Source organism: Microbacterium sp. Leaf288 (genome assembly GCF_001422925.1).
GTDB lineage: Bacteria > Actinomycetota > Actinomycetes > Actinomycetales > Microbacteriaceae > Microbacterium.
In genome coordinates this window covers 23,873-36,704 of sequence record NZ_LMNI01000013.1, presented here as the reverse complement: position 1 = coordinate 36,704, position 12,832 = coordinate 23,873, and the positions used below count along the sequence as shown (strand labels likewise).

Sequence of the window (12,832 nt, the reverse complement as noted above, 5' to 3'; positions counted from 1 at the left end):
CCGTGTCGGACTCCGAATTCGAGACGGCGCTCCAGGCGGCCGTCGCCGACGAGGTGCGCCGCGCGCTGGAGGCGACCCTCGGGCCTCACGAGCGGCACCGGCACCTCATGGATCGCGCGCGGCTGTTCGTCGCCGCATACGTGTGGCCGCGCTCCGCGCACGCCGGCGACCCGGAGCTGATCGCCGCCGCGCGTGAGAGCGTCCGGGCGCTCCGCGCGCTGCAGGGGCCGGGCGGGCTGTTCGTCGGGGGCGACAACGTCGACTCGCCGCCGGACTCCTCCTTCACGGTCAACGATCTGTGCGACGCGCTCGAGCTCATCGTGCGGGCGCCGGCCGATGAGCGGGCGGCGCTGGCCGACCTCGAGGACGAGCTGACGGCGATCGCTGACGCGATCGAGCCCGCGCTCCTCGTGGGCGGCGTCCACACGCCCAACCACCGCTGGGAGATCTCGGCGGCCCTCGCCCGTCTGCACCGGCGGCGCCCGTCGCCTGCGCTGCGCGATCGCGCGGAGCAGTGGCTCGCAGAGGGGATCGACATCACGCCCGACGGTGTCTACTCGGAGCGCAGCGCCAACTACGCGGCCTACGTGTCGAACCCGTCGCTGACGGTGATCGCCGACGTGTTCGATCGCGCGGAGGCGCGGGAGGCCGTCATCCGCAATCTCGAGAGCACGCTGGGGCTCATCCACCCCGACGATTCGGTCGAGACCGTGCACTCGCGACGCCAGGACCAGCTGAACCGGTTCCCCCTCGCGCCGTACCTCGTGGCCTACCGCCGCGCCGCGATCGATCTCGACCGTGGCGATTTCGCCTGGGCGGCCGGGCGCGCGCTGGAGGGCGGCATCCCTCATCCCTCCGCGGTGCTGACCGAGCTGCTGCTCGCGCCCCGCATCGGGGAGGAGCTTCCGGATGCTGCGCCCCCGGCGCCGCAGCGCGCATGGGAGCAGTCGGGGCTCGTGGTCGACGCCACGGCCCACCGGCGCCTCGTGGTCTTCGGCGGCAGCGACTACGCGCGGTTCCGCCGCGTGCGGTCGGGGCTGTCGGCGAACCCGACCTTCCTCCGGATGTTCGCGGGCGACGTCGTGCTCGACTCGGTGCGGCTGTCGCGCGACTTCTTCGGTCTCGGTCCGTTCCGCGCGGACCGGTTCACACCGCGATCCGGCGAGCGCGCGCCGGGCTACCGGCTCGCAGAGACCGTCTCGGCCCACTACTACCAGCCGCTCGACGCCGACCGTCGGTCGCCGTCGGGGGAGTACGCCCTCACGGACGACGGCCGGTTCTACGGCTCGATGTCGTTCGGCGACCGCGCCACCGATGACGTGAGCCTGCACACCGTCATCGACGTCGAGCCCACGGTCGACGGCGCCGTCGTATCGATCGCGATCGACGGTCCTGACAGCCCGTGGGCGCTCGAGCTCGCGTTCCGCGACGGGGGAGTGTTCGAGGGTGTGACCGAGCGTGAGGACGGCACCGCGGTGCTGGACTCCGGTGCCGGCCGCTACCGTGTGGGTTCCACCGCGATCGCGTTCGACGCCGGCGACGACTACCGCGCCGACGGCGCCGGTCGGTACCACCCGGGCGAGGACTATGCGTTCCTCGGGGCCAGCGACGCCGCAGCGGGACGCCGCGTCTACCTGACCGGACGCGCCCCCGGCCGGCTCGTCCTCACACTGCATGCGGAAGGGACCGGCGAATGAGCGCCGTCATCGACGCCGTCGGCTTCGACACGCTGCGCGCGCTCCGCGCCGAGCGCCCCGACGCCGTGCGGGAGGCGCTGTCGAACCGTGTGCGGCGCGATGTCGTCCGCGGAGACGGCCGGCTGTTCATCGTCGCGGCCGACCACCCCGCGCGCGGTGCGCTGGCGGTGGGCGACCGCGACGACGCGATGGCGAGCAGGTACCTGCTGCTGGAGCGCCTGGCGGTGGCACTGAGCCACCCCGGCGTCGACGGCGTCCTCGGGACGCCCGACATCATCGACGACCTCGCGATGCTCGGCCTCCTCGACGACAAGGTCGTCGTGGGCTCGATGAACCGCGGCGGGCTGCGCGGCTCGGCGTTCGAGATGGACGACCGCTTCACCGGCTACGACGTGCCGTCGATGGTGCGCTCGGGGATCGACTTCGCGAAGGTGCTGCTGCGGGTGAACCTCGCCGACACCGGCACGGCGTCGACGCTCGAGGCGACCGCGCACGCGGTGACCGCGGCGGCCGAGGCGCGGATGCCGATCATGGTCGAGCCGTTCATGAGCCGATGGGTCGACGGCCGCATCGTCAACGACCTCGCGCCCGATGCCGTGGTGCTGTCGCTCGCGATCGCCGCGGGTCTCGGGGTCAGCAGCGCCTACACATGGATGAAGCTGCCCGTGGTGCCCGACATGGCGCGGGTGATGGAGGCGACGACCCTCCCTACCCTCCTGCTCGGCGGCGACTCGGGCGCCGGCCCCGACGAGACCTTCTCCTCGTGGGAGGATGCTCTCGCCCTTCCGGGCGTGCGCGGCCTGACCGCCGGACGAGCGCTGCTGTACCCGCCGGACGGCGATGTCGCCGGCGCCGTCGACGCGGCGGCCCGCCTCGTCCACACCGATCTCTGACCCGAAGGGGGACTGCGTGAGCATTTCCGGAGAGACCCGATGAAGGCCACCGTCGCGGGGGCGCCCGTGAGCTTCGGGGTGTTCGAGATGACCCCTGAGGGTGCGGCCACCGTCGCGGCCGACGACATGCTCGAGGTGCTGGCCGACGCGGGGTACGGCGGGGTCGACCTCGGCCCCGTCGGCTTCCTCGGCCGGGACGCCGACCTCCGCGCTCGACTGGCCCGCTTCGGGCTCGAGCTCGCCGGAGGCTGGGTGCAGCTGCCGTTCTCGGACGACGAGGCGTTCGAGGCCTCCCTCCCGTCGCTGCACGGCGCACTGCGCGTCTTCTCCGACGCGGCGGAGGCGGGACCGACCCGCCTGCCGCTGCCGACGCTGGCCGACGACGGCTCCTTGGCGCGTCGCGCCCGCCCCGGCCGCGGCCAGGACGTCGACCCGCTCACCGCCCCGGCCTGGGAGCGGCTCTTCGCGAACACCCAGCGCGCGGCCGACCTCGTGCGCGCCGCCGGCTTCGAGCCGACCTTCCACCATCACGCCGGCACGTTCGTGGAGTCTCCCGACGAGATCGACCGGTTCCTCGCGCACGTCGACGTCGACCTCACGCTCGACACCGGGCATCTGCTCATCGCCGACGGCGACCCGCTCGACGCGGTGACCCGCTGGGGTGACCGCATCAACCACCTGCACCTGAAGGACGTCGATCTCGCCGAGCTGCAGCGGGTGCTGGCGTCCGGCGGCGGGATGACCGAGGTGTGGTCGTCGGGCTCATTCGTGGCCTTCGGGCGCGGCGACCTCGACCTGGTCGGCGTGATGGATGCCCTCGAAGCACGCGGCTTCGACGGGTGGGTGGTCGTCGAGCAGGACGTCCTGAACGCCCCCGACGTGGCGATCGACGCCTTCCGGGCCGCACGCGGCGACGACCAGCGCGTCAACCGCGCCGCCCTGCGCCGCTGGGCCTGACCGGCTCCGTACCGAACCCCTGACGAGAAGGACAACCGCAGTGACACATGCCCCGCTCCGCTTCGGGCTGATCGGCACCGGCCGCATCGGCCAGGTGCACGCCGCCAACATCGCCGCGAACCGCGACACGACGCTGTCGTGGGTCGCGGATCCGTTCGTCGACGGCGCGCGGTCCGTGACCGAGAGCTTCGGCGGCCGGGTCACGGCGGATGCCGACGAGCTGTTCGCCGCCGACGACGTGGATGCGGTGCTCATCGCCTCGCCGACGCCGACGCACGTCGACCTCATCGAGCAGGCCGTGGACCGCGGCATCCCGGTGCTCTGCGAGAAGCCGATCGATCTCGACATCGCCCGGGTGGAGGCTCTGCGCCCGAAGGTCGCCGCAGCCGGCGTTCCCGTGGCGCTCGGCTTCAACCGCCGCTTCGACCCCGCTTTCGTCGAGGTCCGCGCGCGCGTCGCGGCGGGCGAGATCGGGGCGCTGGAGCAGCTGACGATCATCAGCCGCGACCCGTCCGCCCCTCCCGCCGCCTACGTCGCCGTGTCCGGCGGAATCTTCCGCGACATGACCATCCACGACTTCGACATGGCCCGCTTCTTCCTGCCCGACATCGTCGAGGTCAGTGCGGTCGGATCCACCACGTTCGACCAGGGCGCGCGCGAGCACGGCGACTTCGACACCGCCGTCGTGACCCTCCGCGCCGCATCGGGCGCGGTCGTCACGATCATCAACTCCCGCCACAGCGCGGTCGGCTACGACCAGCGCCTCGAGGCCTTCGGCGCCCTGGGCACGCTCCAGGTCGCGAACCGTTCGACGAGCCTGGTCCGCCTCTCCACCGCCGAGCGGGTCGAGGCCACCGCGCCCTACGAGGACTTCTTCCTGCAGCGCTACGCCGAGGCCTACGGGGCCGAGCTGCGCGCCTTCGTCGAGCTCGTCCGCGACGGTGCGTCGGCGAGTCCCACATTCGACGACGGCCGGGCGGCACTGCTCCTCGCCGACGCCGCCCAGCGCTCCGCCACCGAGAGGGTCGCCGTCACCGTCAGCCTCGACTGACCGTCACACGCGCGGGATCAATCGACGGATGCCGCGACCGTCGTGTGCACGACCGCGACGCCGGCGGGCTCCAGCGAGAGCGTGTCGCCGACGTCGAGAGTGCGGTCCGTCAGCAGATCGGTCCCCGCGCGGTCGAGCGTCACGGTGCGGACGTCATCGGAGTGGTTCAGCAGGAAGAGGAAGTCGCCGCGATCGTTGCGTCGCTCGGCGATCTCGACGCCGGGCGCGAGCGTGCGCGGCGCGATCCCGGCGCGACGCAGCGCAGCATCCGTCACCGCCTGCTGGGCGTCCGGGGCGAGCCGGGTGCCGACGTAGAGGACGGCACCCGCACCGTTCTCGTGCAGGGTGATCGCCGGCTCGCCGGCGAGATACCCGTCGCGGTAGACGGCCAGTGCCCGCGCGCCCTCGAGCACGATGTCGTCCTGCCAGAAATCGGCGCCGGCCGTGAAATCGACGTCGAGCTCGCTGCCCGCGACGCCGTCGACGTGCACGGTCGCGCCATCGGCGAGAGGCGAGAACTCGCGGACGTGCGCGCCGATGAGCGCGCGCAGGCCGCCCGGGTAGCCGTTCTCGATGACCCGGTCGCACTCGTCGACGATGCCGGAGAAGAACGACACCACGGCGACGCCGCCGGCCTCGACGAACCGGGTGAGCGACGCGCGCTGGGTCTCGGTGATGAGGTACTGATTGGGCACCACGACCATGGCGTACGCCGAGAGGTCGTCCGCCAGATCCACGACGTCGACGGCGACGTTTGCGTGCCACAGAGGGCGGTAGTGGTCGACCGCAGCCCTGGCGTAGGAGAAGGCGTTCGAGGGATGCGCGGCCCCCTCGACGGCCCACCAGTTGGGCCAATCGAACGCGACCGCGACCCGCGCCTCGGTGCGTGCGCCGGTGACCGCCGCCACGCGCGGCAGTTCGGAGCCGAGGTCGCGGACCGCCTGCCACGATCGCGTGGCGGTCCCGCCGTGCGGCAGCATCGCCGAGTGGAACTTCTCGTTGCCCTGCCGTGACGCCCGCCACTGGAAGAACATCACCGCGTCCGCGCCCCGAGCCACCGCCTGATAGGAGCCCAGCCGCATCCGGCCGGGTTGCTTCACGAGGTTCGTGCGCCATTGGCTGGCCGCGTTCGCGGACTGCTCCAGGAGCAACCAGGGGCGGCCGCCGCGCAGCGACCGCATCAGATCGTACTGGAGGGCGGCCTTCATCAGGCTCTCGGGATCGGCCGGGTCGGGGTAGGCGTCCAGCGACACGACGTCCTCTTCGGCTGCCCACGCCCGGTAGTCGTTCGGATCGACGTACTGCATGAAGTTCGTCGTCACCGGAATGCCCGGCGTGAGCTCGCGCATCACGTCGCGCTCCGCCGTCATGAGCTCCAGCTGCCGATCCGACGAGAAGCGTGCGAAGTCGAGCTCGCGGCTCGTCGTGACCTTCCCTTCGACAGGGCCGGGAACGTGCACCTGTTCCCACGCGCTGTAGCGCTGGCTCCAGAACATCGTGCCCCACGCGTCGTTGAGCGCGTCGAGCGCCCCGTATCGAGCATGCAGCCAGCCGCGGAACCGCTCGTCGCAGAGCTCGCAGTAGCACTTCGCGTAGTACTCGTTGCCGAGGTGCCACATCGCGAGCGCCGGGTGCGTGCCGTAGCGCTCGGCGAGCAGTCGCGCGATGCGCAGACTGCGGTCCCGGTAGACCGGCGACGACGAGCAGTAATGGGCGCGGCTGCCGACGCCGACGCGGGTGCCGTCGAATCGGCGGAGTCGCACTTCGGGGTGATCCTCGACGAGCCACGGGGGCGGTGACGCGTTGGGGGTGGCGAGGTTCACGGCGATGTCGTGCGCCCACAGCACGTCGATCACCTCATCGAGCCACTCGAAGACGAAGACGCCGTCGGCCGGTTCCAGCGCCGACCATGAGAACACGCCGACGCTCACGAGATTCACCCCGGCTGCCTGCATGAGACGTGCGTCATCGTGCCAGATCTCGCGCGGCCACTGCTCGGGGTTGTAGTCCCCGCCGTACGCGATGCCGCCGAGGCGGGCGCGCAGCTGCGACAGGCGTTCGTCGGATGCATCGGACACGGGGGCTCCTCCGGGGTGAGTACACGGATGCCGCGGCACGAGGCACGTGCCGCGGCATCCGTTTCCGTCATTCGGTCCGGCGTCAGCCGAGGATGGCGTCCGCCTCGGCGAAGAACTGGGTCACGGCGTCATCGACCGAGAGCACGCCGAGGCCGATCGACTTGCCGGCGTCCCAGAAGGCCTGCTCGAGCGAGCCGTAGCCGACGACGGGGACCGGCGGGGCGTCGCCGATGCGGTCCGCGGCCGACTCGATGTAGTCGGCGACCTGCTTGTCGGCGCCCTCGAGGGTCGTGCCCTCGAGCTTCGACGACGATGCCGGGAAGCCGAGCGTGGTGCCGAAGATCTCGCCGGCCTCGGGGCTGTTCACCACGAAGTCGAGGAAGAGGGCCGCGGCCTCGGGGTGCTCGGTGTTCGCGGCGATCGCGACCTGGAGACCGGCCTGACGATACAGGTCCTTCGAGCCCTCCTTGGCGGTGGGCGGGGCGACGAGCGAGATCGAGGACGCGCCCGAGTCGGCGAGGTAGCCGCCGAGGAAGTTGCTCCAGCTCATCTCGCTCGCCGTGATGGCGGCGCCGAAGCCGGACTTCGGCGAGAGCTCCTCGAGCTTCTGCTGCGGCACGGTGACGCCGTCGCGGATCTCGGCGCCGGATTCCCAGAACTCGCGCAGGTCGTCCTCGGTGAAGCCGAGCTCGCCGTCGTCGGTGTAGAGGTTGCCGCCGTTCGCGCGCAGCTGCAGCTCGAAGACCTGGATGCGCTGCGTGTAGTCGGTGCCACCGTACACGGCGCCGCCGGTGGCGTCGGTGACGGAGGCCATCCACTCGTCGAAGTCGGCGAAGCTCGTGCCGCCCTCGGGCGCCTCGACCCCGGCCTCGGCGACGAGGTCGTCGTTGACGAAGTTCGCCCACAGGCTGTAGCCGGTCGGAAGCGAGTACTGCACGCCGTCCAGGGCGCCCGTGCCGAGCAGCGACTCCTCGAACGTGGTGGTGTCGATGTAGTCCGACACATCGGCGAGGTCGAGCAGGTTGCCCGACTCCGCGTACTGGCGCAGGTAGCTGTCGGAGAACTGGAAGACGTCAGGAAGGCCACCGCCCGCAGCCTCCGTCTGGCGCTTCTCCCAGAAGCTCGGGAAGTCGGTGAACGACGAGTTGATCGTGATGTTCGGGTACTCCTCGTTGAACGCCGCGATCAGGTCGTTGTAGCGGGTCGCGCGGTCGTCATTGCCCCAGAAGGCGAAATCGAGGGTCACCTTCTCGTCGGGGTCGAACGCGGCGGCGTCGTCCGCGTCGCCGCCGGAGCAGCCCGAGAGGACGAGCGCGGCGCCCGCGGTCAGGGCGGCGGCCGCGAGCAGGGTGCGAGGTGCAGGCATGGAGATTCTCCAGTCTTCTGTTCTGATAAGGGTCAGGATTCGGCGACGGCGGCGGCGACGGCGACGGCGACGGCGGCGTGTGCGGAGTGCGCGGCGGCACCCGCGGTGTCGACGGGGGCCGACACGAACGCGACCCCCTGACCGTCGAGCACGACGCACTCGACGGCGACGCCGGTCTCGGCATCCATCCCGTCGATCGTGATCTCGACGCGCGCGTCGCCGTGGTTGATGAGGGTGATCAGGTCGCCCCGGCGCGCGGCCTCGACGCCTGCGGGCAGATCCGCCACGACGGGACGGACACCGGATGCCTCGACCACGGCACCGACGATCGCGTCGATCGCATCGGCACTGGGTTGGGTCGCGGTGTACCAGGCCTCGCCCGAGCCGAAGCGGTGGCGCGTGAGCGCCGGTGAGCCGGACTGCAGGCCCGAGGAGAACGTGGCGACCGGCGTTGCGCCGGTCGCGTGCACCGCTTCGGCGACCAGGCGACCGGATCGCTCCACCCCACCGAAGTCGAACGTGACCGCGCCGCGGCCGGCGGCGTCGCGCGCTGCCTGGACGGCGTCGGCGCTGAGGGCTCCGACGCCCGCGCCGCCGGAGGACTGACCTGCCAGGGCGCCGAAGTCCTCGAAGCGCAGGCCCAGCACCGGGCCGAGCTGCGTCAGGAAGCCGCCGTCGCGGAAGTGGTCGTGCGCGTCGACGATGTCGGTGAACGGACCGGTGAGGAGCGTTCCGCCGTCGTCGACGAAGCGGGCGAGCGCCGAGGCGCCCTCGTCCCGGAGGAGATACAGTGCCGGCGCGACCACGAGGGCGTAGCCGTGGTCTACCTCCTCGGGACCGACGATGTCGACCTGGATGTTGCGCACGTGGAAGGCGCCGTACCACTCGAGCACGACCGCGAGGTAGTCGATCTCGGTGGGGTGGTCGCGCTCTTCGACGGCCCACCAGTTCTCCCAGTCGAACACCAGGGCGACCTGCGCGTCGCGGCCCGGTGCCGGGAGCTTCGGCAGCGCGGCCAGGCGCGCGCCGAGCTCGGTCACCGCGTCCCACGTGCGGGTCTCGGTGCCGGCGTGGGGCAGCATCGCCGAGTGGAACTTCTCGCTGCCGGCGCGGGACTGCCGCCACTGGAAGAACATGATGCCGTCGGCGCCGCGGGCGATGGACTGCGCGGACTCAGCGGCGAGGGCACCGGGCCGCTTGCCGGGGTTCGCGGGCCGCCAGTTGACGGCATCCGTCGCCTGCTCCCACAGCAGCCATGGCACGCCGGGCTTGAGCGAGCGGACGAGGTCGCGCTGGAACGCGGCGTCGCGCACGCGGTTCGGGTTCGCGGGGTCGGGGTAGCAGTCGTCGGCGATGACGTCCATGTGCGGGGCCCACTTGCGGTAGTCCGCGGGCTTGAACGGGCCCATGAAGTTCGTCGTGATCGGCTGCGTCGCGCCGGCTTCGAGCAGGATCTGGCGCTCCATGAGGTAGCACTCGAGCAGCATGTCGCTCGTGAACCGTCGCCAGTCGAGCATCGACGACGGGTTGTGGCTGTAGGGGGCGAGGCGTGGCGGGAAGATCTCGTCGAACGAGCCGTAGCGCTGCGACCAGAAGCTCGTGCCCCATGCGTCGTTGAGCGCGTCGACGGTGGCGTAGCGCTTGTGGAGCCAGTCGCGGTACGCGTCGCGCGCAGCATCCGAGAAGTCCATCCAGAGGTGGCAGCCGAACTCGTTGCCGACGTGCCACATCACCACGGCGGGGTGGTGCACGTAGCGCTCGGCCAGCCGGCGCACGAGCTCGCCGGCAAGTCGCCGGTAGGTCGGCGACGAGGGGGCGAAGTGCTGACGGCTGCCCGGCCAGTACGACGCACCCGACTCGTTCGCCGGGAGCGTCTCGGGGTAGTTCCTGCTCACCCACGGCGGGGGAGAGGCGGTCGCGGTCGCGAGGTTCACCGCGATGCCGCCGGCGTGGAGCTTCTCGATGACGGTGTCGAGCCACGCGAAGTCCCACACACCCTCGGTGGGCTGGATGCGCGACCACGCGAAGATGCCGAGGCTCACGATGTTGACGCCGGCCTCCTGCATGAGGCGGACGTCCTCGTCCCACACCTCCTCGGGCCACTGGTCGGGGTTGTAGTCGGCGCCGTACAGCACGTCGAGCAGCTCCTTCTGGCTGGTCTTGCGATCGAGACAGGTGTGGGTTCAGCGGCGGGCGCGGCGCGCCGGGAGGGCCACGACGGCGAAGGCGGCGCAGCCGAGTCCGGCGATGATGAGCGGCGCGAGCATCCAGGTCATGACGCCGACCAGCACGGCCGCGGCCGCGAGATAGAGCGCGGCGATCGGGTCGCCGACAAGGGACGACGGGACGCTGCGCACCGCCGCCCGCCAGCCGCGCTCGGGTGTCCACGCGCCCGCGGCGACGAGCAGCGCCACGGCGCCGACGACGAGGCCGGCCCAGCCGACGAAGGAGATGAGGCCGCCGCCGGGGAGGGCGCCGGAGTTCGCGAGGTAGATGTCGAGCGTCAGCACGAACGTGACGAGCACCGCGGCGACGCCGACGACCAGGCCGCCGGGCAGTGCCCGCTTCCAGTCCTGCCAGAACGTCTTCGCGTGCGACTGCTCCGCGTTCACGTAGCGACGCAGATGACGGATGCCGGCGGCCAGCGCCGCGGGCAGCGTCACGACGAGCAGGCCTGCCGCGGTGACCAGCAGTCCGGTCAGCAGCACCTCGCCGAACAGGGCGAAGGCTCCCTTGGCGCCCGGGTAGCGGGCCGGAGCCCGCTCCTCGAGCGTCGGTCCGGCTCCGGACGCGTCGGCGCGACGCGCGGCGCGGAGTTCTCGGCGGTCCATGGGATGTCCTTGTCGTTGTGGCTCGGCGGGCCGTCAGCCCTTGAGGCCCTGCGTCGCCACGCCATCGACGAGGAAGCGCTGGAACACGAGGAAGAAGAGCAGGACGGGGATCAGCGCGATGAACGACGCGGTGACGGTGGCGCCGTAGTCGCTGACCGAGGTCTGGTCGTTGTAGAGGCGCAGCGCGATGGGCAGCGGGTAGTTCTCGGGGCTCGTCAGGTACAGCAGGGGTCCGAGGAAGTCGTTCCAGGCCCAGATGAACGCGAAGATCGAGCAGGTGATCAGCGCCGGCTTGATCAGCGGCAGGATGATCGACCAGAAGATGCGAAGGTGTCCGGCGCCGTCGATGCGGGCTGCCTCGTCCATGTCGCGCGGCATCTGACGGATGAACTGCACGAGCAGGAACACGAAGAACGCCTCGGTGGCGAGGAACTTCGGCAGCAGCAGGGGCCAGAACGTGTCGATCATGTCGAGGCGCTGGAAGATGATGTACTGCGGGATGATCACGACGTGGAACGGCAGCAGCAGCGTGCCGATCATCGCGGCGAACAGGATGCCGAGTCCCTTGAACTGGATGCGGGCGAACGCGTAGGCGGCCAGCGACGACGACAGCAGCACGCCGATCACGGAGCCCGCGGCGATGATGAAGCTGTTCAGGAAGAACCGCCACATCGGCACGCCCGCGATGCCCTCCATCACCTTCGCGTAGTTGGCGATGGTGGGGTTCTCGGGCAGCAGGCCCATGTTGGAGCCGAACTCGCTGTTGGGCTTGAACGTGGAGAACAGCAGCCACACCAGCGGGTAGAGCACGACCGCGGTGACCGCGATGAGCACGACGAACCAGATCACGGTCTGCCACGTGCCGCGCTTGACCTTGCGGCGCGGCTGCTGCGGGGTGGCGTCGACCTGGTTCTCGAGGGTGGCGATGGCGGGCTCGCCGAAGCTTGTGGTGCTCATCGGTTGTCTCCGGCGTAGTGGACCCAGCTGCGCTGGGTGCGGAAAAGGATGAAGGCGATGATGGCGACGACGATCAGCAGCACCCAGGCGATGGCGGCGGCGTAGCCCATCTGGCCGTCCGAGAAGCCGCGCTTGTAGAGGTAGAGGGTGATGAAGTTCGTCATGCCGGCGGGGCCGCCGGTGCCGTTGGAGATGATGTAGGCCGAGGCGAACACCTGGAACGCGCCGATCAGGCCGAGCAGCAGGTTGAAGAAGATCACAGGGCTCAGCATCGGCAGGGTGACCGCCCGGAAGCGGTGCCAGGGGCCGGCGCCGTCCATCTCCGCGGCCTCGTACAGCTCCTTGGGGATCTGCTTGAGTCCGGCGAGGAAGATCACCATGGTGGCGCCGAACATCCAGATCGCGAGGAGGATCATCGCCGGCAGCACCAGCGCGGGGTTGCCGATCCAGCCGCCCAGGTCGATGCCGATGGCGGAGAGGGCGTTGTCGACGGGGCCGTCGGAGGCGAACATGGCGCGCCATACGATCGCGACCGACACCGAGCCGCCGATGAGGGAAGGGGCGTAGAAGGCCGAGCGGAAGAATCCGGCGCCCTTGTCGCGGTAGTTCAGGAGCATCGCCACGCCGAGCGCGGCGGCCAGCGTGATGGGGGTGCCGACCAGCACGTAGATCATCGTGATCTGGGCGGACTGCATGAACGCCGGGTCGTTCGTGAACATCCGGACGTAGTTGTCGAAGCCGATCCACTTCGGCGGCGCGAAGATGTTGTACTTCGTGAACGACAGGTACAGCGAGTACGCCATCGGGATCAGCGTGAGGCCGAAGAACCCGACCAGCCACGGAACGAGGAACCCGTACCCGGCCAGCGTCTCCTTCACGACGCGCTGGCGCTGACCCGGCCGGTTCACATGCTCAGGGCTGCTCCGGCGGAACAGGGACCGGCGTGAGGACTTCTCACCGGTCACGATGACTCTGGTCGCTGTGGTGCTCACGAGACTCTCC

General features: G+C 70.7%; 10 protein-coding genes. 4 read left to right on the top strand and 6 right to left on the bottom strand.

All coding sequences use genetic code 11. The annotated features are described in order from the left end of the window. Positions 1 to 2 precede the first annotated feature (2 nt). The 4 genes from ASF40_RS17990 to iolG are packed head-to-tail and all read left to right on the top strand — an operon-like array spanning position 3 to position 4,598. Positions 3 to 1,697: a hypothetical protein gene (locus ASF40_RS17990; protein WP_056371683.1), complete on the top strand. Its 1,695-nt coding sequence runs from the start codon at positions 3 to 5 to the stop codon at positions 1,695 to 1,697. Further along, positions 1,694 to 2,590 (top strand): Cgl0159 family (beta/alpha)8-fold protein, encoded by an 897-nt coding sequence (locus tag ASF40_RS17985; RefSeq protein ID WP_056371681.1) that lies wholly within the window; start codon positions 1,694 to 1,696, stop codon positions 2,588 to 2,590. The genes ASF40_RS17990 and ASF40_RS17985 overlap by 4 nt, the downstream gene beginning before the upstream one ends. A gap of 39 nt (positions 2,591 to 2,629) precedes the next feature. Next, positions 2,630 to 3,547 (top strand): sugar phosphate isomerase/epimerase family protein, encoded by a 918-nt coding sequence (locus tag ASF40_RS17980; protein WP_056371680.1) that lies wholly within the window; start codon positions 2,630 to 2,632, stop codon positions 3,545 to 3,547. A 40-nt stretch (positions 3,548 to 3,587) separates the two neighbouring features. Next, positions 3,588 to 4,598: an inositol 2-dehydrogenase gene (gene iolG, locus ASF40_RS17975; protein WP_056371678.1), complete on the top strand. Its 1,011-nt coding sequence runs from the start codon at positions 3,588 to 3,590 to the stop codon at positions 4,596 to 4,598. A gap of 17 nt (positions 4,599 to 4,615) precedes the next feature. Here the strand turns inward: iolG and ASF40_RS17970 are convergent, their stop codons facing one another. The 6 genes from ASF40_RS17970 to ASF40_RS17945 form a co-directional block, all read right to left on the bottom strand. Then, positions 4,616 to 6,676: a beta-galactosidase gene (locus ASF40_RS17970; RefSeq protein ID WP_056371676.1), complete on the bottom strand. Its 2,061-nt coding sequence runs from the start codon at positions 6,674 to 6,676 to the stop codon at positions 4,616 to 4,618. A gap of 82 nt (positions 6,677 to 6,758) precedes the next feature. After that, complete coding sequence (locus ASF40_RS17965; protein ID WP_056371675.1) at positions 6,759 to 8,042, bottom strand: ABC transporter substrate-binding protein; 1,284 nt, start codon at positions 8,040 to 8,042, stop codon at positions 6,759 to 6,761. Positions 8,043 to 8,074: 32 nt separating this feature from the next. Continuing rightward, positions 8,075 to 10,177, bottom strand: coding sequence for a beta-galactosidase (locus ASF40_RS17960; RefSeq protein WP_056371673.1), 2,103 nt, complete (start codon positions 10,175 to 10,177; stop codon positions 8,075 to 8,077). Between the two features lie 48 nt (positions 10,178 to 10,225). Next, positions 10,226 to 10,873: a DUF624 domain-containing protein gene (locus ASF40_RS17955; RefSeq protein WP_056371671.1), complete on the bottom strand. Its 648-nt coding sequence runs from the start codon at positions 10,871 to 10,873 to the stop codon at positions 10,226 to 10,228. A 33-nt stretch (positions 10,874 to 10,906) separates the two neighbouring features. Next, the gene (locus ASF40_RS17950; protein ID WP_056371669.1) at positions 10,907 to 11,830 is read right to left on the bottom strand and encodes a carbohydrate ABC transporter permease; all 924 of its coding nucleotides are present in this window, start codon (positions 11,828 to 11,830) and stop codon (positions 10,907 to 10,909) included. Further along, the gene (locus tag ASF40_RS17945; protein WP_056371667.1) at positions 11,827 to 12,822 is read right to left on the bottom strand and encodes a carbohydrate ABC transporter permease; all 996 of its coding nucleotides are present in this window, start codon (positions 12,820 to 12,822) and stop codon (positions 11,827 to 11,829) included. The genes ASF40_RS17950 and ASF40_RS17945 overlap by 4 nt, the downstream gene beginning before the upstream one ends. Positions 12,823 to 12,832: the final 10 nt, after the last annotated feature.

What these genes read in the sequence shown, in the direction of transcription:
- ASF40_RS17985 (WP_056371681.1), top strand. Translation starts at nt 1,694, where the DNA reads ATGAGCGCCGTCATCGACGCCGTCGGCTTCGACACGCTGCGCGCGCTC.
- ASF40_RS17955 (WP_056371671.1), bottom strand. Translation starts at nt 10,873, where the DNA reads ATGGACCGCCGAGAACTCCGCGCCGCGCGTCGCGCCGACGCGTCCGGA.
- ASF40_RS17965 (WP_056371675.1), bottom strand. Translation starts at nt 8,042, where the DNA reads ATGCCTGCACCTCGCACCCTGCTCGCGGCCGCCGCCCTGACCGCGGGC.
- ASF40_RS17950 (WP_056371669.1), bottom strand. Translation starts at nt 11,830, where the DNA reads ATGAGCACCACAAGCTTCGGCGAGCCCGCCATCGCCACCCTCGAGAAC.
- ASF40_RS17980 (WP_056371680.1), top strand. Translation starts at nt 2,630, where the DNA reads ATGAAGGCCACCGTCGCGGGGGCGCCCGTGAGCTTCGGGGTGTTCGAG.